The sequence below is a fragment of the Anaerolineales bacterium genome, from assembly GCA_030583885.1.
Classification (GTDB): Bacteria; Chloroflexota; Anaerolineae; order Anaerolineales; family Villigracilaceae; genus Villigracilis.
The window spans coordinates 2,734,154-2,752,800 of sequence record CP129480.1 but is presented as its reverse complement, the minus strand read 5'-3'; the positions used below and the strand labels follow the sequence as shown (position 1 = coordinate 2,752,800).

Sequence of the window (18,647 nt, the reverse complement as noted above, 5' to 3'; positions counted from 1 at the left end):
GATTTTGTAACGGTGTTGGGGATGATCATCGATCCCCTTTCCTTTATGCCGGCCTGGGAGCGGAGTCATTGAACAGTTCCCTGACGGCCGGGCGCAGGAGAACGATCAGTGTAAACACACCCAGCACCGTGCCGAAGGGCGTGAATATGCAGCTAATGCCGGCCATGACCATGCAGAACATATAACGCTGTTGTTTTCCAAGGAAATAACCCGCAATTGCCATGCTGACCGCAAACGCCCATCCGAAAAGAATGATGGCGGCGGGGATCAGCGTAAACATCAAGCCAAACAAGGCGGTGGGGAAGGGTGCATCTGCCGCGGGCTGGTCCATGAAGAACCCGCCTGTGATCATGGAGATCCCCATCGCGAGGTGGAAAATGGGAAAGCATGCGAAGATCGCGGAGATCCCCGCGACGACATAATGAAAAACAGAGAGTATTTTTAGGTGTTCCAGATCCTGGTTCATGGAAATATCCTGTTCGTGGGATGAAAGTTTTCAGATATAGTATAAACCGAATTAAGACACAGGGCGGGCGTTTCGTAGTGCTTGATTCACTGCCTGAAAAAGACACTGCCACTGAACTCATAAAATTATTTTACAGGCTTTTATCTTTGGCAAGAACCAAAAACTTAACCTACAAAATACTGTGTAACTACACCTTCAAAGGTGGTCCAAGTAACTCCATGCCATGAGAACGCCATAATTCAGGGTTTTGGGGTGGCATAGCATTTGCTTTGGTAACTTCTCGAAAAAAGGCTTCCATTTTCCCTGCTGGCATAAAGGCAATTAACATTCTGTCACGACTACCACCTGTATATGCCCACACATGGGGAATCTTTCGAGGGGCAAGCACCGAGTCCCCAGGTTTTAGTCTGAACTGCTCCTGACCGACTTCGAGAAGGAATTCGCCTTCAACAGCATAAAACCATTCATCTTGGTCGTAGTGCAGGTGTTTGGCGGGGCCTCCTTTTTCATGGAATGTATTTTCGATAATAAAAATGTCGTTGTTGTCTTTAGGCGTTACTTTGAAAGTAATTCCACTGACGCCGAGACCACGATGCTCTCCGAACTGGTCATCGTTTGCGAGAACGTGAAGCACGGACGGAACGCTAGATTGAGATTCAGTTGTGTTATCCATAAAAAACTCCTTTGAATATTGTTTCTAAAGTTGATTTTGCACGAAGCCAGCCAACCAGAAAAATGAAAAGGCGTAGGAAACCGCCTGGGATGTGCGCACGCCGCGCAGCGGCAGTCCCCAGCGTCAGGCCGTTCGCCCCGCGAAGACGGGGTGCATATCATCCCGATGTTCTTGCGGGACGCTTTGTTGGGCGGCGTGGGAGTGTGTGATTGCTAATCATCGCAAACGGCATTTCTAAAAAACTCCGAGAGAGCGCAACACGTAGATCAGAACAGCGATCAGAACACCAACAACTATAAAAAAAATAATCCTAAAGTTTCCAGTCAACCATGCGACAAGACCGACTTTATATCCCAAGGATTCCAATTTAGTCTGGAGTTCTGCAACAGTTGGCTCAGTCAGAGTGCTACCATCGGGAAAGACGAGTGTAGGTACGCTTTCATTACCGTTATTGATAGCGCGAACACGAGCGGCGGCAACACTATCCTGATGGATGTCAATATAATCAAACTTGACCTTCGATTGTGTTAGTAGCCCTTTGACCGGTCCGAGGTTAGGGCAGGTTGGGTGGCCGTAGACAATAATGGCGTCTTGCATTTATCCCGCTCCTAATACAGTATCGTTAAGTGCCATACCGAGGGAGGCATCGATTCCAATACCGATTGCAACTCCTAAACCGAATTTATTTGCACTCATCGGTTGTGAAGGCGGTTTTTGTTTCATGGCTGGCTTCTCCTTGTTTTACCTTCAAGACTTTGAAAGGTGCCTGCTGCACTAGCCGCCCAAAGGCTTGTGCCACCGTCCGCGAGCCCTTCGGCTTCGCTCAGGATAAACTCCGCGAGTGGGATCGCGAAGCACTGCGTGTGGGCGGGCGTGGACAAGGATTGGGAGCAGGAAAAACTCGAAGACAGAAAAATGCCTGTAAATCGCGCAGATCGGGCGAGCGAGCCTCCAGCGAGCGTCGCCCAGAGCAAGCGCATTGGCGCTTGCCATCCCACACGTCAGGTGCACGCTTTGTTGGGCAACCCCGATTACGCCAAGTTATTTTACCCATACAAAGGGTGGAGGATAGACAGGATTGTTTAACATGATAGCAGAAGAAATTTTCAAATTTTCTTCATCAAGTAAATACAAATTGTAGGTTCTCGTCTCATCTTGGGGATTATATGTATTAATGAATATACTTGAAAAACTAGTATTTTGTGATTTCTTTACGATAATATTAGGTAAATAGGGTTTTGGAGAATATTTCACTAAATCGCCAACTTTTTCTATCTGCTTTGTGTCCATTGAATACCAATACACCCCACCTAATTTATTGAAATCTCCATTGATAATGAAGATACCGTCGGAATTTGATGACCACCAATAGTCTGCATAGTCATTTATTCTTGGAATATCATAGAGTGGTACTATGGCACTCTCTTTTATAGGAGTATCAAATATGTACATATAGTTAGGCGCTCTTCCGTACATTAAATAACGCCCATTAGGTGACCAAAATAATTTTTGAAGCGGTATGGCGGCAGTTCTATGTTCTAAAACCACTTCGCCAGAAATAAGATCGTTCGTTTGAATAACAATTGTAAAAGACTTTTTTATATATGAGAAATATGCCCCATCTGGCGACCATGATATTTCTCTGAAAGGATATAGTGCATCATCTTCATTGGCGTAAATTAATTCTCCAGAGTTTAGGTCCAAAATATAGGTAGAGTGCCAACCAGCCCCCCCACTACTTACCTCATAATTAATTCCAGCAAAATTTCCATCAGGTGACCAACTTAGGGATTCGTCAAATCCGCAATAGCTATTTTCTTCTTTAAACAACTCTTGTAGTGTTCCATTATCGTGCATAAGAAAATACACATTACAACCCTGTTCCCCCGTATCCCCTTGTTGTGTATTTCTAAGAAGTAAAAAGTTGTTGTTTGTTGGGGATTTAATTACAGAAAATCTGTTAAACATTGAAGAAGATGATAGAGCAAGATTGATATCTTTGCCTATTTGTTTTTTTGAGCCATCTAATGAACCCAAATAATATGCTTTGTCAGTTAATACAACAAATTCTGTGCTAGAAATCCAATCAAAATAGATAATAGTTTGAGAATCGATTGCAAAACTAGTACTTTTAAAGTGTCCTATCCTTTTAATATCGAGAACTATATTTGTGCCATTGCGCGATGAATAAATGATCCAATCATTATCAGGTGAAACTTTAAAATCACTTACCCATCCCGTTCCACTCGTAATTTCAGCAATTTGGCGTGTTTCTTTGTCTAAGAAGATTATCTTTTCACCATCTGCATAAGCAAAAACATGAGAGTAACTTTCTAGTATGGATGGTTCAATCGTAGCGGTAGGGGACGGTGTACTCGTTGATGTCGGTTTGGCGGTTGGAGTTGGTCTTGTCTCGGTTTGAGTTGGTTGAGGTGATAAATTTGAGGTGCAACCAATAACAAAAAAAGATAAAAAGACGATGAGGGACGCTTGTAGAAATTTCATTTGATTGCCATCCTTGAATTAATTTTAGTCATGCTTATAAATGCTAAGGGGTTGCCCAACGAGACTGTCGAAAAAGCATATTTTAGAGAGCCTTTCCTGACCCGGGGCTGATCGAGAGACCAGTTTCTCGCGTTGAAGGCGGTTTTATGGATATTTTACTCCGTCAGGGTCAGGCAAGCGCCCCACAGGAGTGGATCTTGCCGATATTGTGCACCAGAGCGAACCGCGTACGCGTCCATTGTACATCCACTTTCAATTTGGAGCGCAGGGTGAAGCGGTGCATGCGCTTCTGCACACAGATGTTGGAAAAAGACCGGTTCCACGATCCCAAGTCGCCTGGCATAAATGCGCTTGCCCTCTTCACTATCGATCTTGGCCTTCATCGCATCGATCAGGTTCGGGGACTGGCTCTCCACTTGAATGGAGAGATTGCGCCGTACGGCATCCGCCTTGCTCAAACAGCGCGATCTGAATGGGCAGGCTTGGCAATCTTCGGGGCGGGCATGGTAAATGTCATAGGTGCGATGGCGGTTGACCTGGTTGCGGGCATGGCAGGTCAGTTCCTTCCCTTGCGGACAGCGATACACCTGTTTGCTCGCATCGAACGTGAAGTCAGAAGCGCTGAAGAGACCGGGCTTGGCATTTGGCCGCTGCCTGCCGTGGACGCCATCCTTGAAGCGATCTTGCTCGGCAAAGCGCGCATCGCGTTTACGGTACTGGATGTCGGGGATGTAGGCGTCGAGTTTTTCATCTTTGCAGACCTTCAAACTGTTGAGCGAGTGATAATTGGGATCCGCCGTCAGTTGCTTGCCCTCAAAGAAAGCAGGCTCTTTCCCGATCGCAACCACATTCTTTTTCGCGCCATCCAGCATCGGCTTGAGGTTTTCGTGATCCTGGCTGCTGAATGCCTCTGCCGCGAGGATGACCTGATGTTTGCAATCGACCAGGGCTTGGGCGTTGTAGCCCTGAATGACGCCGTGCGCGCTGGGCATCTTCACCGATTCATTATCGACCACATTGCTTTGAATTTCTTTGCCCTCGCTGCCCCGCTTGGGCTCCCGATCCTTTAGAAATTCATTGAGCCGCTCGACCTGGACCTGGAAGCGGCGTTCGCGCTTCTTTTGGCGTGCTGCCACCACCTCGGGCTGTTTGTCCGCCTGGGCATGTTCGGTCATCACCCGCTTTAGCTTTTCCTGCAGCTTGTCGCGTTTGTGTTCCAGTTCTTTGATCGTGCCGCTCCATTCTTTGGAGACATTCGCCGAGAGTTTGACCCCATCCAGGCTGAAGTGGGTGCCATCGAGCAGTCCCAGTTCCTCGCAGACCAGCAGGGCATCGCTGAAGAGCGTCTGAACCTCGCTTTGCATCGAAGAGATAAAGGAAGCGATGGTGCTGTGGTCGGGGGCATGGTTGTAGGAAAGGGCGATGAAGATGATGTTTTCGTGGCAGGCGCGTTCGATCTGGCGCGAACTGATCATGCCTCTGGCGTAGGCCAGCAGGATGACTTTGAGCAGGATCTTGGGGTGGATGGCGGCTGCGCCGGTCTCGTCGTTATTGTAGCGCGCATCAAAGACCGACAGGTCGAGATGGTTATCGACCAATTCGCTGATGGTGTGCTCGAGTGTTCCTGGGACGATCTGGTCCTGCAGGGAGATCGGGAGCATGATCAGTTGATTTTCGTTGAGTGGTTTGAATTTTGCCATTGAGATCCTCTACCCTATAGAACCCTATGGCTTTGTGCTGGATTCGCCCACTTTTTCGACAGTCTCAACGGTTTGCGCCACCGTCCCCGAGCGAAGCGAGTGGGATACCTGCGTGTGGGCGGGCGTGGACAATGCTTGAGATGTAGGAAAAGCCCGAAGCCAGAAAAATACTCGAAAATGCCGCAGAATCCCACACGTCAGGTAGTATCATGAAAAGCGGACATGGCAGATCGATGTCGGGTAGGTCGTAGCAGACCGTCGTGCAGCAGGATCGCCATGTCCGTTTCGCCAGTAGAGCCCGAACAGTTGCAAGGTCATAAAGACCGAATACTAGCGTGGGCTCAACTCCATTATACAAAACGGAGGCAGGAATGACAACTAGTAGCGGAAAGTTCGTAGGGATCGCCGTTGCCAAAGAGAAGTTAGACATTGCCGTGTTGGGGGAAACGAAAGCAAGCCAGGTCACAAACGATGAAAAAGGGATCGCCAGCCTGATCAAGAAAATGCAAACGCTAGGACCAGAACTGATCGTGGTGGAAGCGACGGGCGGCTACCAACGAGCCGTGGTCTTGGGATTGTATGAGGCAGGATTGCCCGTGGCAGTGGTCAACCCATCGCGGGTGAGACAATACGCGCGAGCCTGCGGGCTGCTTGCCAAGACCGACAAATTGGACGCCTTCAACCTGGCAGAGTTCGGGAAACAGGTGAGACCGAGGTGGTTTGAGGCCAAAAGTGAGGCAGGACGCTATGTATCCGCCCTTTTGGTGAGGCGCAGACAGGTGGAAGAGATGCTGAAGGCGGAAAAAAGCCGTGTACGGACGGTGCATGCGGATATGCGCGGCTCGTTGGAGCGGATGATCAAGGTCTTGAAGGAAGAGATCAAGCGCTTGGAAGGGGAGTTGGACAGGTTCATGAAAGAACATGAAGACTGGCAACAACAGGAGCAGATCCTGTGCAGTGCCAAGGGTGTGGGACGGGTAACCGCGGCCACCCTGCTGGCGGAACTGCCTGAGTTGGGAAAACTGGACCGCAAGAAGATCGCGGCTTTAGTGGGCTTGGCACCGATGAACTCGGATAGCGGGAAGAAACGCGGCTATCGGAAGACGAAGGGAGGCAGGATCGAAGTGCGCAGTGTGTTGTACATGTCGACCTTGGTGGCGACGAGGTACAACCCGATGGTCAAAGCACAGTATCAGGAATTATTGAGACGGGGCAAGGTCAAGAAGGTAGCGCTGACAGCCTGTATGCGAAAGTTCTTAACCATCCTGAACGCGATGATGCGAGATCGCGTCCCATTCAGGCAGACGGTGACAGCCTGAGACGGACTGGTTTTTCCCTTTAAAGTGGTTTTTGCTCTTGACAATCAAGACAGTTGCTGCACGCTTTGTTAGACCCCGTTCTATTTTTCAGATAACCAATTGGATAGATTCTTCTTGACACGATTCAAGCGTTCGCTTGAAATTTCACCAATTGCGCCAAGAAGAATTTCACCCGACACAACTGCTAAACGTCCAACTCTAATTACGCTTGTAACTTTTAGCCCGCTTTGTTTGAAATCTTTAGAACTGTCTTCAATAATTTCATCAAACCCCGTAATATATTGGCGTGTTTGCGATGAAATCATGCAAATTAACCAGTCATCATACTCACCAGGTAACTTTCCCAATAAAAGAGCAGGGCGTAATTTGCCTTCTTCAAGGTCAGTTTGAGGAAATCGAAAGACAACAACCTGCCCTGATTTTTTCATGCAAAGCTCACCCGAATATCTGAAATGCTATACAAAATGGGCTCATCTTCCATATCCCGCATTGCTGATGATAATGATAAAGAAGCCCAGTCATTCTTTTCTTGTTGTTCAGCCTTCACAAGTAAATACTGAACAAAGTCGAACAATTCTTCCTGAAATGAGTACGGAAGTTTCTGCGCGTATCGTTGGATTTTCTCGTCAAGTGTCATGGCTTTTGACTCCATTATTCATTAAAAGCGGATTGCCTGAATTTATTTTACACCAATAACAGACAGGTTTTGAAACCTAGTTTTGCAAAGAAGGGGTCTAACGAATTAAGGATTGATGCGGCGGGAGTCAGGAAGGCTGGAGGAAAGGGACAAATCACCGCCGCATCTGTCCGAGTTGGACTAAGCCGTATTTGGAAAAAGAAGCCAGAAAGATCTGGCAAAAAATCTTGGAAACCCAACGCTCACCCATCAAGGAACGATCTGCAGAGTATTTTACATGAAAATCAAAGCCTTGTGCAACAAACCCGGAATGGGAAAGCAGACGAAATGTTTCCCAAGGAAACGTCAAACGGACAGTTGGATAAGCCACAACTGTCTGAGATGAAGAGCGGGAAGCGACCCGGGGATTCTAGGGAGAGCGGCACTGTAGGGGAGATAGATTTCTCTGGAAGGTCATCGCCTGCCCACAAGTTGGACAAAGAATCTTGGAAGGGGTTTCCGGAGCGGATGGAGAAGAGACAGCCTGGTGTTCGGCTGAGTCATGCACCTGACTGCCGAGGCGGATCTGTAAGGCGGCCAACTTGCGACGGACCGAAGCGCCAAAGAAACCGAAATAGCGCACCTTGACAAAGGCATGCGGGAGAACATGCTGAAGGAAACGCTGGAAGAACTGCTCAACCGAAAGCGTACACCTTTTGAGTTGACCGGTATCGGAAGCACGATATTGAAAGGTGACCTGAGAACTTTCCATGGAGCCGCCGTTGTTAAAAGCCAGCAAACGGCGATTGCTGATGGCAACCCGATGGATATAGGGAGCCAGATACTTGAGAGCGGCTTGGCCATCGCCAACCGGTTTGCAATGCACGACCCAATCCTGCGTCCAGACATTGGAAGGGACATTGTCAAAGAGTTTCAATTTCTGCAGGCCCCGTTTGAAGGCAGCCCGAAACAATTTGGAGAGAGCCCGCACAGGCAGGAAGAAGCGTTGGCGTGCAGGCAGCCAGGTCTTCCCATCCGCATGTAAGCCACCCGCGGGAGCGAGATAGTGCACATGTGGATGAAAGATCAAATTGCGGGTCCAGGTGTGCAAGACGCCCACCAAACCGATTTGACCGCCGATATAACGCGGGTCACGAGCAAGTTTCTGTGTTACTTCAGCCGAGGACTGAAAGAGCAGGGAGTAAAGTGCTTTCTGGTGAGCCCGCACTAGGGAGCGTAACTCAGCAGGCAGGGTGAAAGTCAGGAAGAAATATGGTGCATTCAGGAGCAAACCCTGTTGCACCCGCAGCCAATTCTGAGTTTGCTCATGCTGACATTTGGGACAATGTCGGTTGCGGCAGGAATGATAACTGTATTGAAACTCCTGACAGGTGGGACAGCCATACACCTGTCCGCCCAGGCGCTCGGTGCGACAATGCTCGATCGCCCTCATGGCCTGACGATGAGAGGGGAGGAGTTTGTCAGCATATTTTTTTCGGTAGTCCGCGCCGTACTCTCGAAAGAGGTCAGCCAGTTCTAGCCCCATAGATCTGCATGGATCTGATTGATGCGCTGGTTGATCTGGGTTTCGGTCACAGACGTGAGATGGGTGTAAATGGCGGTTGTTGCCGGAGATGCGTGACCGAGATAGGTCTGGATGATCCGCAGATCGACGCCAGCTTCCAACAGATGCGTGGCATACGAATGGCGCAAGGTATGGACAGAGGCAGCTTTGTGTACGCCGCTCTCACGAAGCGCTACTCGAAACGCTTTCTGGACTGCGCTTTCATTAATAGCCTCCAGTCCATTTCGAGAAGGAAACACCCAGGCGGGATGGCGATGTGAGAGCCAATGATGACGTAACAGCATCAAGGTATGGTCAGGCAGGGGTACATAGCGGTCTTTTCCACCTTTTCCCTGAACCACATGGATCATCTTGCGGTCGCTGTCGATATCTTTCACGCGCAAGCGGGTCCCTTCCAGCAAGCGCAGTCCGCAGGCATAAATGGTATGCAGGCAAACTCGATACTGAAAGCGATGCACGCAATCTAATACCCGCTTCACCTCCTCAGCACTAAAAACAACTGGGAGCTTCTTTTTTCTGTCCGGGCGGACGAGTTGCAGGGTATGCCATTCTTTTCCCAGCGTGTGTTCATAGAAAAACTTGATCCCGCATAATGCAATGGAGAAAGTGCTGTCTGCCACCTGTTTCTCATTCTTCAAGTACAGGAAGTATTCTCGAAGTTCCTCCTCGGCCATGCTGTCGGGTGACTTTTTGAAATGTCTGCTCAGTTGGAGCACTGCGTTTACATATGCCTCCTGTGTCCGAACAGCCAACCCCTTCAATTGCATATCTTCGATCATCTTTTGTCTTAACGCACTCATCGCTATATCTCCTTTTTGAATTTGATTTCAAAAAAGAAATATAGCCTGATTGTATTTTGCTATCCAGATTGATGATCTAGGGGAATCTGCGCGAAGCGCTTAGTTCAACTACTGTATGGGACGTCGTTTCACCGTCTAAATACTTTTGTACGTGTCTCATTCTAATGCCTATCTTAATTTGGGACTTTAGACAGTGATGGGTTAAAATATTCAGGTTAACTGAAGTTGCCTAACAGAAAGACCGGCGGCATGAAAGAAGCCAAGAAGTAAGTCTGGTCGACGACGCAAGCGAGCAAAACCACGATCAAGCATTGAGCGAATCTCCTCTTTAGAAGTTGGACGAGCATTTCTGAGATGTTGTTTAACATTTCCGTGACAATACTCTTCCGGATTGAGCTGTGGAGCGTAAGCAGGTAACTCTTCAATCATGATCTCAGGATGCTGGCAGAGATAAGCTTTGGTGAGCTTGCTAAGATGAATACGGGCTCGATCCCAGATCAAGATGATTTTTCCAGGTACCTGCCTACGGAGGTGTTCAAGTGCCTCAATCAAGTTATCGCTTTTTATCGAACCTTCAAAACATTTCTTGTAGATCTTGCCTGTAAGTGTCAGCGCTACGGCTGTCGATAGCGCTCGACGATCTTTGGTTACCCGTCGAAAAACGGGTCTCTTGCCAGTCCGAGCCCACGTCGTAGCCAATATTTCTTGAAAGGAGAACCCAAATTCATCCCAAAATACGATTTTTGCTTTGAGACGATGTGACTTTTTTTATCCTTGGCCAATCTCCTAGCAACCAAGCTTCCACTAACTCTTTTTCCTGTTCAATAGCCTGTGGCATTGGCTTTTGTGGACTGAAACCTAGTTTGCGCAACAATCGATTGAGGTAATTCGGATGATAAGTGACATCAAATTCTCTTTTGATCAATTTTTGGACACGGTCCAATGTCCAGCGATCAGTTGGATATCCATTCGCCAAAGCCCCTCGTTCCAGCTTCCTCTTTAAGCTTTGCTTTTGTGGATTACTCAACTTCGGCTCGCTACCAGCCGCTTTTCTTTTTTGGAGTCCGCGCATACCTTTTGTTTCTATGATTCTGGCCCATTGGCCGACCGTGGCCCGGCTTACTCCGAGGTGTCTTGAGATTTCGGCTTTTGACATTTTTCCAGCTTTCAACAGCCGTCCACCTTCAAGCCGTCTTTCTTCCATTTGTTCTCGGGTTAGGTATGATGGTTTCCATGTCATACCGACTATTGTAAATCAATCTAAGTAAACCTGAATAGTATAAATACCCACCCAATTTTAACACACCCAACGGATAAATCGCAATTGAAAAGCCCCCTTTTACAACTGCGCCGCGCCGTCCGCGCCGAATATCGCGAAACATCCCCCTGCAAAACGCGCCCGGCCGAGTTTGTTGGCTTAATCTCGAAATTAAGCCAACAAACTTTGATTTTAAGCCAACAAACTTTGGTTTTAAACCGATTAACTTCCGAATTAAACCAATTAACTTTTGCACTGGGAAATTCCCCAAAAACCACAGGCCGGCATCTCCCCGCCCAAAAAACGGCTGGTGGCTGACTGCCAACCGCTAACCGCCAAACAAAAAGCCCTCTCGCGCAGAGAAGGCTGTTTTTTCAGGATTCAATTATCAGCAAGGCGGGAGGCGCAGGCCTAAAACTCGTCTTCCTCCTCCAGCCATTCATCGTCGTCTTCGTCGCTGTCTTCTTCCCATTCTTCGTCTTCCTCGTCCCAATCATCGTCCGTCGCCGCCGCGCCGTCCGCCGGGGAATAGGTCGCGCACACCGCTGTCGGGGTCCAGTTCCACAGCCGCGGCCGAACAATAACCTTCGTCCACGAACACACAATCGATATAGTGGCATTTAATACGGGGCATTATCACTTCCTCCTAGGGTTGAGGGGATTGGATCAGGCGCACGACCGCGATGATGAAGATCAGCGTCATGGCGGCCTGCGATGCGACACAGAACGGGCAGATGGCGTTCAGCAGTGCGATCTCCACATAGATCAGCCACACGGTAAAGATGAAACCCGTCAACGCCATGCCGAAGATCAACAACGTGCCGTTCTTCTTGAAGAACGTGTTGCGTTTCTCGAACAGATGCACCGCCAGGATCGCCAGGTATCCGCCAATGCCGATGGCAGCCACCGGGATGCCGTTCACCTCCGAATAGCGGCTCGCGTTCACCGTCGAACAATCGCCCGAGCCCAGGCACATGCCTTCATTCGAAGTGATCTTGTAGATGGTCATATAGATCGAAACCAGCAGCCCGACGATCACAAGCGCCGCCGATGCGCGGTACAGCCATTTATCCATGCTTCCTCTATAGTAGTATCGCTTCCACTTCCTGACCAGCAGGCACGCATTTTACACCAGCGGGGATGATTAGTAAAGCATCCGCCTGCACCAAAGAGAGCAGATTACCGGAGCCTTGATGCCCCGTCAGGCTGGCCAATGGGACGCCGTTCTCCTCGCGGATTCTGGCGCGCAGATAACTCTCCCGTCCGTCCGACTCGATCTCATCTGCGCTTCTTACTTTAACGGTCGGCCTGCCCCCGTCCGAGCGGCCGCTCAAGCGCTCGATCACGGGACGCACAAAGACCTCGAACCCCACGAACGCCGAAACGGGGTTGCCCGGCAGCCCGATGAATGGCCTGCCCGCATAGTCGCCGAATGCCAGCGGTTTGCCCGGCCGCATGTTCACGCGCCAGAAGTCCAGGCGGCCGTTGGCTTCCACCACTTCCTTCACAAAATCGAACGCGCCCACGCTCACCCCCGCCGAGGACAGGATCACGTCCGCCTCCTCGCGGGCAGCCTGTCCCAGCAGCCCTTCCACGGCATCGCGGCGGTCCTTTGCCACGCCCAGCCGCAGGACCTTGCCGCCGGCCGCCTCGATCAGCGCCGCGAGCGTATACGAATTCGAGTCGCGGATCTTGCCCGCCTCGAGCGGCGCATCCACTTCGAGCAGTTCATCTCCCGTGGAGAGCAGCGCCACGCGCGGTTTTTTGTGTACCTGCACACTCCCGATGCCAAGCATCGCCAGCAGTCCCATATCCTGCGCCTTCAGCAGGCGACCCTTCTTCAACACCACCTCGCCGGCGCGGATGTCCATGCCCCTGCGGCGCACGTTCTCCCCGGCCTTCACGTTCTTTTGGAAGGATATGGTTTTCGGCGGGGAGGCGCCCGCCTCGCGGTGATTGAAATCCGTATCCTCCACCGCGATGACGGCATCCGCTCCTGCGGGGATTTGCGCGCCCGTCATGATTCGCGCCGCTTCATTTGTTGTGAGAGTCACCGTCGGCGTGCTGCCAGCCGGGATGTCCGCCACTACCGCGAATGTCCCGCCGGAAGCGGAGGTGTCCTCCGCGCGGACTGCGAAACCGTCCATGGCGGAGTTGTCGAAGAGCGGCAGGTCGTGCGCGGCAATGATATCCACGGCCAGCACGCGCCCTGCGGACGCGGTCAACGGGACCCCTTCTGTTGCGGTGGGTTCGAACCGGGAGAGGATGCGCTCGCGCGCTTCATGGACCGATAACATTTTGAACGCGCGGATTATACCCTACAGGCGTGTGTCATTGGAGTTCTGTCGCTGCGGAGAGTGCCTAAATCTGAAAGGATAAAACTTGATGTTGTTGCGAGGCGGTGTTCTTCCGCCGAAGCAATCTCCTCCTAAATTCGGGGATTGCTTCGCCCGCTCGGCCTTTGAGCCTCGGGCCTCGCAATGACATAAAATATCTGCGTTACCCCGGATTGATGCGGTGCGCCTCCAGCACGTTCGGCAGGTTCTCGATGCGCGAGAGAATGCGGCTGAGCTGCGTCAGGTCCTTTACTTCGATGATCAGGCGCAGGTCCGCGATGCTGCGGTTGACGCTCACCGTCACATTGGCGATGTTGACGCTTTCGTCGGAAAGCAGGTTGGAGATGTCGCCCATCAGGCCCTGGCGGTCGTAGGCTTTTATTTTTACGGGAACCGGAAAGGTGCGCTCCACGTGTCCCCAGCCCACTTGCAGCAGGCGCTCGCGGTCCTTGGAGCGCAGGATGTTCGGGCAGTCCTGCCGGTGGATGGTCGCGCCGCGTCCGCGGGTGATGAAGCCGACGATCTGGTCTCCGGGCATCGGGTTGCAGCAGCGCGCCATGTTCGAAAGCATGCCCTTGAGTCCCACCACGTCCACGGCGTCTGTGGAGGTGGTGGATGCGGCGGGCGCATTCGCCGCCAGGATGTCATCGGTTTCCTCGTCCTCTGAAAACTGCCGGATGACCCCGCTGATGGACAGGTCGCCGCATCCCAGCGCAATGAACATCTCATCCGGGGTTTTATAGCCGAGTTCGCGCGCCATCTTTTCGAAGTTGATCTCGGAGATGCCCAGCCGCTGCAGTTCGCGTTCGAGTGTGTCGCGCCCCTGCGCGAGGTTTTGCTCGTCCTCCTGCTTCTTGAACCAGACCTTGATCTTCGAACGCGCGCGCTGGGTGCGCACCAGTCCGAGATTGGCATTCAGCCAGTCGCGGCTCGGTCCGCCGCGCTTCGCCGTCAGGATCTCCACCTGGTCGCCGGTCTTCAACTCCTGATACAGCGGGACGAGTTTTCCATTGATGCGCGCGCCGCGGCAGCGGTGGCCGATATCCGTGTGGACGTGGTAGGCGAAGTCGATCGGCGTGGAGCCGGCCGGCATGTCGATGATATCGCCGCGCGGGGTGAAGATGTACACGCGGTCCTGGAAGACGTCGCTGCGCATCGATTCGACGAACTCGGCCGCATCCTTCACGTCCGTGCGCCACTCCATCATCGAGCGCAGGGAGTTGATGCGCTGTTCATAATTCTTGTCGGGGTGTTTTGCGCCCTCCTTGTAGCGCCAGTGCGCGGCGATGCCGTATTCCGCGTTCAGGTGCATTTCGTTGGTGCGGATCTGCACTTCCAGCGGGCGTTTGTCATCGTGGATCACCGCCGTATGCAGGGACTGATAGAAGTTATCCTTTGGCGCGGCGATGTAATCGTCGAACTCGCCGGGGATCGGCCGCCAGGTGGTGTGGATGACGCCGAGCGCGGCATAACAGGACGGCACATCCGGTACGATCAGGCGCACCGCGCGCACGTCATGCACCATGTTGAAGGGCTTGCCCTTTTTCTGCATTTTTTTATGGATCGAATAAATATGCTTCGGGCGTCCGCTGATCTCCGCCCGGATGTTGTTCTTCTCGAGCAGCTTGATCAGGTCTTCCTTGATGGTTTCAAGCTGCGACTCGCGGTCCGGCCTTTTTTCGGTCAGCAGTTCCGCGATCTCCTTGTATTTTTCGGGGTTTACATGTCGGAAGCCGAGGTCTTCCAATTCCCACTTGATCTGCCAGATGCCGAGGCGGTTGGCGAGCGGTGCAAAAATGTCCAGCGTTTCCTGCGCGATGCGCCTGCGCTTGTGCACGGGCATGTGGCTGAGCGTGCGCATATTGTGCAGCCGGTCCGCCAGTTTGATCAGCACCACGCGCACATCCTCGCCCATGGCAAGGAAGGTCTTTCGCAGCGTCTCCGAGACGATGTCCTCCTTGCGGCCGAGCAGTGCGGGTTCGATGACCGCCTCATCGCTTTCGCTGCCATTGGTTCCGTTTTCCGCATGTTGATCGCCGCGCGAGACGCGCGGCAGGTGCGTTAACTTTGTCACCCCATCCACGAGGATTTTGACCGTATCACCGAACTCGCGGCGGATGTCTGCCAGCGTGATGTCGGTGTCTTCCACGGTATCGTGCAGGAGGCCCGCCGCCGTCACTTCCGGCGGCACCTTCAGATCCGCAAGGATGCCGGCAACCGCAATGCAGTGGTTGATATACGGTTCGCCGGAATGACGTTTTTGTCCGCGGTGCGCCTGCTCCGCCACGTGATAGGCGCGCTGGACCAGCTCCCGGTCTGTGACCGTGTAATTTTCAGGCAGCTGGTCGATCAGTTTTTCGAGCGGAATGGCGGCGGCTGAGGATTTCATTCAAGGTATTGTACTACGCGGGGTTAAAGAATAAAAACAGGACAGGGCGCTTCATACCGCCGCCCGCGCCGCTCCTGTTTTCTGACGCGCACTCCCCTGCCGAAAATAATTACATTGTCTTCAGCAGGGCCTGGCGGCTGTTCCGCAGGCGGTCTGCGATGATGACGGTGATGCGCTGCATCACCTTGAAGCCTGCTTCCGGATTCTGTTCCAGCATTTTCATGAAGGGATCTGCGGGGATGATCAGCAGGCTGGAGTCTTCCTCGCATTCCGCGCTGGAGGTGTAATGATAGGGCGGCACCACGCCGGACCAGCCGAAACTTTGATACGGCATCGATACGAACGAAACCGTGATGCTTTCCGGGCGGGATGTCAAATTCACGCGCAGTGCAATGCTTCCCCGCACGAGGAAATGCAGTTTATCCGCCTGCCCGCCTTCCCGGAAGACGAAGTCGCCCTTTTTCATGGACACTTCCCTGCTGATGGATGCGATCTCTTTGAGCAGGGATTCGGGAAGTCCTTTGAACAAATCGAACTGGGATAATGTTTGCGGGTTGAGCATGCTGCCTCCAATGCCTGGGTGTGGAAAATGATTGTTCTTCAAGGCCGTTGTCCGGGTCCGCGGATGAAGCGGGTTTTGTCCGTCTACTGCAGGTGTTTGCGGATGTCGTCGCGCAGATCGAGCGAATTTCCAAGGATCATTCCAAAGATCATGAACAACAGGGCTGCGCCTGCGCCGGCATAAATGGCAAAGGGTGAATCCCAGAATAACGGCAGGACGAAGATGACGGCGACGCCAAGGATGAGACCGTAGAACGGGACTTTGATGATCTGGGGGATGTCTTTCCAGGCCTTGGCAAACGAGAACGGTTTGCGCATCCGTTTTTCCTTGACGGAGATAGTACGCTGGAATGTGCGCTGTTTTGTAAGGGGGTCGCGTGACTGTAATTGCCGCTCACGCAGTCTTCTGAGACGTTCCTGTTCCTGATCGGACATATCAGCCTCCTTAAAAAATGTGCATTCCTGTTCCTAAGAAGCGCAATGTGCGGCCGCGCTGGGTATAATTGTACAGGATTTTTTCCCACATGACTGTCACGAATAATGTCACAAGATTTTTGGATGCGCGCCGGGTGACCTATACGGCGCATGAACTGCCCCTCGAAAAAATAGGCGCGCTGGAGGCGGCGCAGTTCCTGTGTGTTCCCGCCGGGCGGGTTTTTAAGACGATTGTCACCCGCCGCGAAAAAGGGAAACCCGTGCTGGCTGTCATCCCCGCTCCGTGCGCCGTGGACTTGAAATTGCTGGCATCATTTTTGGGTGAGAAGAAGATGCACATGCCCACCGAGCGTGAAGCCGAGGCGATGACGGGCTTGCAGGCGGGCGGCATCTCTCCGCTGGCCCTGATCAACAGGGGCTTTCAGGTGGTCATTGATTCAGCCGCGCAGGCATTTGATGAGATTTATATTTCCGGCGGGCAGAGGGGCTTGAATATTCAAATCCCCGTTGAAGCACTTGTACAGCTGACGAATGCGCGTTTTGCATCCGTGTGTACGGATGCCGGTTGATTCTCCATTCGCGGGGAGGCGCCGCATTTTTAAGTTATAATGACCCGCAATTAATGCAGGGTGAGTGCATGCAAATAAATATCGTGTCCACCTGAAGCGGCGTGGCGTTCAGAAAGATAAACTGACCCCTCGTCCTTTCACGGCTCAGAGGATCGCTTGAGATGGATTTTTGCATACAAGCCCTGGGAAAGGAGGCGGCTGTTTCGGATAAAGAATAATTTCCTCAATCGTATGTCCAACCAATTCAGACTTTTCTCAAGGAGGAGAAAATGCGTAAAACCCTATGGATCGTATCGGTATTTCTGATCACTGGTCTTGTGCTGGCCGCCTGCGGCGGGGCAGCCCCTGCGCCGGGCGGTGGCGAGACCGTAACCGTTGTTGAAACAGTGATCGTGGAGGTTCCTGCTGCTGCGGCTGTTGCTGCCCCGGCCGGTTATGGCGTGACTCTCGAAACCGTCAAGGCGCGCGGCAACCTGATCTGCGGTGTCAACTCGCAGGTTCCCGGCTTTGGCTACATTGACGCCGATGGAAATTTCTCCGGTATTGACGTGGATTACTGCCGCGCCCTGGCTGCCGCCATTTTTGGCGACGTCAGCAAGGTGGAGTTCCGCCCCGTGACCGCCGCGGAACGCTTTACCGCCTTGCAGTCCGGTGAAATTGACGTCCTGAGCCGCAACACGACCTGGTCGCTGGTTCGCGATACCGAACTGGGCGGCAACTTCGTCCACACCACCTTCTATGACGGCCAGGGCATGATGGTTCCCGCCGATAGCGGGATTACCAGCTTGCAGGATCTGGCCGGCGGAACGGTCTGCGTTCAGACCGGTACGACCACCGAACTCAACCTGGCGGATGTAATGGCTTCGCTTGGCGTTTCCTACACCCCCGCGGTCTTTGAGGATGCCGACTCGACCTTTGCTGCGTATGCAGAGGAACGCTGTGACGCGGTCACCACCGACAAATCCGGCCTTGTCTCCCGCCGCACCGTTCTGTCCGACCCGTCTGCTCATGTGATTCTCGATGTGACCATGTCCAAGGAACCGCTCGGTCCCATGGTCCGCCACGGCGATGACCAGTGGTTCGACATTGCCCAGTGGACCGTCTTTGCCATGATCGCCGGCGAGGAATTCGGCATCACCTCCGCCAATGTCGACGACGTCCGCTCCGGCACCACCAGCCCTGAGGTCATGCGCCTGCTGGGCCTCGAAAGCGATATGGGCTTGAAACTCGGTCTGGACAACGACTGGGGATACAATATCCTCAAGCTCGTCGGCAATTACGAGGAAGTCTACAATCGCAGTCTCGGACCCGATACGCCAACCTACATTCCGCGCGGCTTGAACAGCCTGTACACGGAAGGCGGCCTGCTCTACGCTCCGCCCGTCCGCTAAACAGATGTAAAAAAGAGGGTGGGGAATATTCCCTGCCCTCTTTT

General features: G+C 52.4%; 22 protein-coding genes. 4 read left to right on the top strand and 18 right to left on the bottom strand.

The window, feature by feature from the left end; genetic code table 11:
- Nucleotides 1-43 precede the first annotated feature (43 nt).
- The 6 genes from QY332_13725 to QY332_13700 all read right to left on the bottom strand — a co-directional run bounded on the left by QY332_13725 (nt 44) and on the right by QY332_13700 (nt 5,344).
- On the bottom strand, nt 44-466 hold the full coding sequence (locus QY332_13725; protein ID WKZ34675.1) for a hypothetical protein: 423 nt from the start codon (nt 464-466) through the stop codon (nt 44-46).
- 187 nt (nt 467-653) lie between these two features.
- Nucleotides 654-1,139, bottom strand: coding sequence for a cupin domain-containing protein (locus tag QY332_13720; GenBank protein WKZ34674.1), 486 nt, complete (start codon nt 1,137-1,139; stop codon nt 654-656).
- 234 nt (nt 1,140-1,373) lie between these two features.
- Complete coding sequence (locus QY332_13715) at nt 1,374-1,736, bottom strand: glutaredoxin domain-containing protein (protein WKZ34673.1); 363 nt, start codon at nt 1,734-1,736, stop codon at nt 1,374-1,376.
- On the bottom strand, nt 1,737-1,862 hold the full coding sequence (locus QY332_13710; GenBank protein ID WKZ34672.1) for a hypothetical protein: 126 nt from the start codon (nt 1,860-1,862) through the stop codon (nt 1,737-1,739).
- Between the two features lie 318 nt (nt 1,863-2,180).
- Complete coding sequence (locus QY332_13705; protein WKZ34671.1) at nt 2,181-3,644, bottom strand: WD40 repeat domain-containing protein; 1,464 nt, start codon at nt 3,642-3,644, stop codon at nt 2,181-2,183.
- Between the two features lie 155 nt (nt 3,645-3,799).
- Entirely contained in the window at nt 3,800-5,344 is a 1,545-nt protein-coding gene (locus QY332_13700) for a transposase (protein WKZ34670.1), read from the bottom strand.
- 371 nt (nt 5,345-5,715) lie between these two features.
- On the opposite strand from QY332_13700, the gene QY332_13695 reads away from it, so the two are divergent.
- Nucleotides 5,716-6,663, top strand: coding sequence for an IS110 family transposase (locus tag QY332_13695; protein WKZ34669.1), 948 nt, complete (start codon nt 5,716-5,718; stop codon nt 6,661-6,663).
- 80 nt (nt 6,664-6,743) lie between these two features.
- On the opposite strand, the gene QY332_13690 is transcribed toward QY332_13695, so the two are convergent.
- The 6 genes from QY332_13690 to QY332_13665 form a co-directional block, all read right to left on the bottom strand.
- The gene (locus QY332_13690; GenBank protein WKZ34668.1) at nt 6,744-7,091 is read right to left on the bottom strand and encodes a type II toxin-antitoxin system PemK/MazF family toxin; all 348 of its coding nucleotides are present in this window, start codon (nt 7,089-7,091) and stop codon (nt 6,744-6,746) included.
- Nucleotides 7,088-7,300 (bottom strand): hypothetical protein, encoded by a 213-nt coding sequence (locus QY332_13685; GenBank protein ID WKZ34667.1) that lies wholly within the window; start codon nt 7,298-7,300, stop codon nt 7,088-7,090. The genes QY332_13690 and QY332_13685 overlap by 4 nt, the downstream gene beginning before the upstream one ends.
- Before the next feature lie 409 nt (nt 7,301-7,709).
- Nucleotides 7,710-8,825, bottom strand: coding sequence for an IS91 family transposase (locus QY332_13680; GenBank protein WKZ34666.1), 1,116 nt, complete (start codon nt 8,823-8,825; stop codon nt 7,710-7,712).
- Entirely contained in the window at nt 8,816-9,664 is an 849-nt protein-coding gene (locus QY332_13675) for a site-specific integrase (protein WKZ34665.1), read from the bottom strand. Before QY332_13675 ends, QY332_13680 begins: the two co-directional genes overlap by 10 nt.
- A 210-nt stretch (nt 9,665-9,874) precedes the next feature.
- Entirely contained in the window at nt 9,875-10,363 is a 489-nt protein-coding gene (locus tag QY332_13670; protein ID WKZ34664.1) for a transposase, read from the bottom strand.
- Between the two features lie 25 nt (nt 10,364-10,388).
- Nucleotides 10,389-10,868 carry a winged helix-turn-helix domain-containing protein gene (locus tag QY332_13665; GenBank protein WKZ34663.1) on the bottom strand — a complete coding sequence of 160 codons (480 nt, stop codon included), beginning with the start codon at nt 10,866-10,868 and terminating at the stop codon, nt 10,389-10,391.
- Between the two features lie 120 nt (nt 10,869-10,988).
- Here QY332_13665 and QY332_13660 point away from each other — a divergent pair, with 120 nt between their 5' ends.
- The gene (locus QY332_13660; protein WKZ34662.1) at nt 10,989-11,240 is read left to right on the top strand and encodes a hypothetical protein; all 252 of its coding nucleotides are present in this window, start codon (nt 10,989-10,991) and stop codon (nt 11,238-11,240) included.
- 175 nt (nt 11,241-11,415) lie between these two features.
- Here QY332_13660 and QY332_13655 read toward each other — a convergent pair whose 3' ends face one another.
- From QY332_13655 to QY332_13630, 6 genes are all read right to left on the bottom strand, one after another.
- A complete protein-coding gene (locus tag QY332_13655; GenBank protein WKZ34661.1) occupies nt 11,416-11,556 on the bottom strand; it encodes a hypothetical protein in 141 nt (46 codons plus the stop codon).
- Nucleotides 11,557-11,568: 12 nt separating this feature from the next.
- On the bottom strand, nt 11,569-11,997 hold the full coding sequence (locus QY332_13650; GenBank protein WKZ34660.1) for a vitamin K epoxide reductase family protein: 429 nt from the start codon (nt 11,995-11,997) through the stop codon (nt 11,569-11,571).
- A gap of 7 nt (nt 11,998-12,004) precedes the next feature.
- Nucleotides 12,005-13,219: a molybdopterin molybdotransferase MoeA gene (locus tag QY332_13645; GenBank protein WKZ34659.1), complete on the bottom strand. Its 1,215-nt coding sequence runs from the start codon at nt 13,217-13,219 to the stop codon at nt 12,005-12,007.
- Between the two features lie 202 nt (nt 13,220-13,421).
- A complete protein-coding gene (locus QY332_13640; protein WKZ34658.1) occupies nt 13,422-15,647 on the bottom strand; it encodes a bifunctional (p)ppGpp synthetase/guanosine-3',5'-bis(diphosphate) 3'-pyrophosphohydrolase in 2,226 nt (741 codons plus the stop codon).
- A gap of 109 nt (nt 15,648-15,756) precedes the next feature.
- A complete protein-coding gene (locus QY332_13635; GenBank protein ID WKZ34657.1) occupies nt 15,757-16,209 on the bottom strand; it encodes a cyclic nucleotide-binding domain-containing protein in 453 nt (150 codons plus the stop codon).
- 83 nt (nt 16,210-16,292) lie between these two features.
- Nucleotides 16,293-16,643: a hypothetical protein gene (locus QY332_13630; GenBank protein WKZ34656.1), complete on the bottom strand. Its 351-nt coding sequence runs from the start codon at nt 16,641-16,643 to the stop codon at nt 16,293-16,295.
- 89 nt (nt 16,644-16,732) lie between these two features.
- Here QY332_13630 and QY332_13625 point away from each other — a divergent pair, with 89 nt between their 5' ends.
- Together QY332_13625 and QY332_13620 are read left to right on the top strand one after the other, a co-directional pair.
- Nucleotides 16,733-17,212, top strand: coding sequence for a YbaK/EbsC family protein (locus QY332_13625; protein ID WKZ34655.1), 480 nt, complete (start codon nt 16,733-16,735; stop codon nt 17,210-17,212).
- Nucleotides 17,213-17,481: 269 nt separating this feature from the next.
- Entirely contained in the window at nt 17,482-18,603 is a 1,122-nt protein-coding gene (locus QY332_13620) for an amino acid ABC transporter substrate-binding protein (GenBank protein ID WKZ34654.1), read from the top strand.
- Nucleotides 18,604-18,647 lie beyond the last annotated feature (44 nt).

Excerpts from the sequence above, each read along its gene's own strand:
- QY332_13650 (WKZ34660.1), bottom strand. The coding sequence starts at position 11,997 with ATGGATAAATGGCTGTACCGCGCATCGGCGGCGCTTGTGATCGTCGGG.
- QY332_13655 (WKZ34661.1), bottom strand. The coding sequence starts at position 11,556 with ATGCCCCGTATTAAATGCCACTATATCGATTGTGTGTTCGTGGACGAA.
- QY332_13635 (WKZ34657.1), bottom strand. The coding sequence starts at position 16,209 with ATGCTCAACCCGCAAACATTATCCCAGTTCGATTTGTTCAAAGGACTT.
- QY332_13705 (WKZ34671.1), bottom strand. The coding sequence starts at position 3,644 with ATGAAATTTCTACAAGCGTCCCTCATCGTCTTTTTATCTTTTTTTGTT.
- QY332_13665 (WKZ34663.1), bottom strand. The coding sequence starts at position 10,868 with ATGGAAGAAAGACGGCTTGAAGGTGGACGGCTGTTGAAAGCTGGAAAA.
- QY332_13715 (WKZ34673.1), bottom strand. The coding sequence starts at position 1,736 with ATGCAAGACGCCATTATTGTCTACGGCCACCCAACCTGCCCTAACCTC.
- QY332_13620 (WKZ34654.1), top strand. The coding sequence starts at position 17,482 with ATGCGTAAAACCCTATGGATCGTATCGGTATTTCTGATCACTGGTCTT.
- QY332_13720 (WKZ34674.1), bottom strand. The coding sequence starts at position 1,139 with ATGGATAACACAACTGAATCTCAATCTAGCGTTCCGTCCGTGCTTCAC.
- QY332_13695 (WKZ34669.1), top strand. The coding sequence starts at position 5,716 with ATGACAACTAGTAGCGGAAAGTTCGTAGGGATCGCCGTTGCCAAAGAG.
- QY332_13640 (WKZ34658.1), bottom strand. The coding sequence starts at position 15,647 with ATGAAATCCTCAGCCGCCGCCATTCCGCTCGAAAAACTGATCGACCAG.
- QY332_13675 (WKZ34665.1), bottom strand. The coding sequence starts at position 9,664 with ATGAGTGCGTTAAGACAAAAGATGATCGAAGATATGCAATTGAAGGGG.
- QY332_13645 (WKZ34659.1), bottom strand. The coding sequence starts at position 13,219 with ATGTTATCGGTCCATGAAGCGCGCGAGCGCATCCTCTCCCGGTTCGAA.
- QY332_13710 (WKZ34672.1), bottom strand. The coding sequence starts at position 1,862 with ATGAAACAAAAACCGCCTTCACAACCGATGAGTGCAAATAAATTCGGT.
- QY332_13725 (WKZ34675.1), bottom strand. The coding sequence starts at position 466 with ATGAACCAGGATCTGGAACACCTAAAAATACTCTCTGTTTTTCATTAT.
- QY332_13680 (WKZ34666.1), bottom strand. The coding sequence starts at position 8,825 with ATGGGGCTAGAACTGGCTGACCTCTTTCGAGAGTACGGCGCGGACTAC.
- QY332_13700 (WKZ34670.1), bottom strand. The coding sequence starts at position 5,344 with ATGGCAAAATTCAAACCACTCAACGAAAATCAACTGATCATGCTCCCG.
- QY332_13625 (WKZ34655.1), top strand. The coding sequence starts at position 16,733 with ATGACTGTCACGAATAATGTCACAAGATTTTTGGATGCGCGCCGGGTG.
- QY332_13630 (WKZ34656.1), bottom strand. The coding sequence starts at position 16,643 with ATGTCCGATCAGGAACAGGAACGTCTCAGAAGACTGCGTGAGCGGCAA.
- QY332_13685 (WKZ34667.1), bottom strand. The coding sequence starts at position 7,300 with ATGACACTTGACGAGAAAATCCAACGATACGCGCAGAAACTTCCGTAC.
- QY332_13690 (WKZ34668.1), bottom strand. The coding sequence starts at position 7,091 with ATGAAAAAATCAGGGCAGGTTGTTGTCTTTCGATTTCCTCAAACTGAC.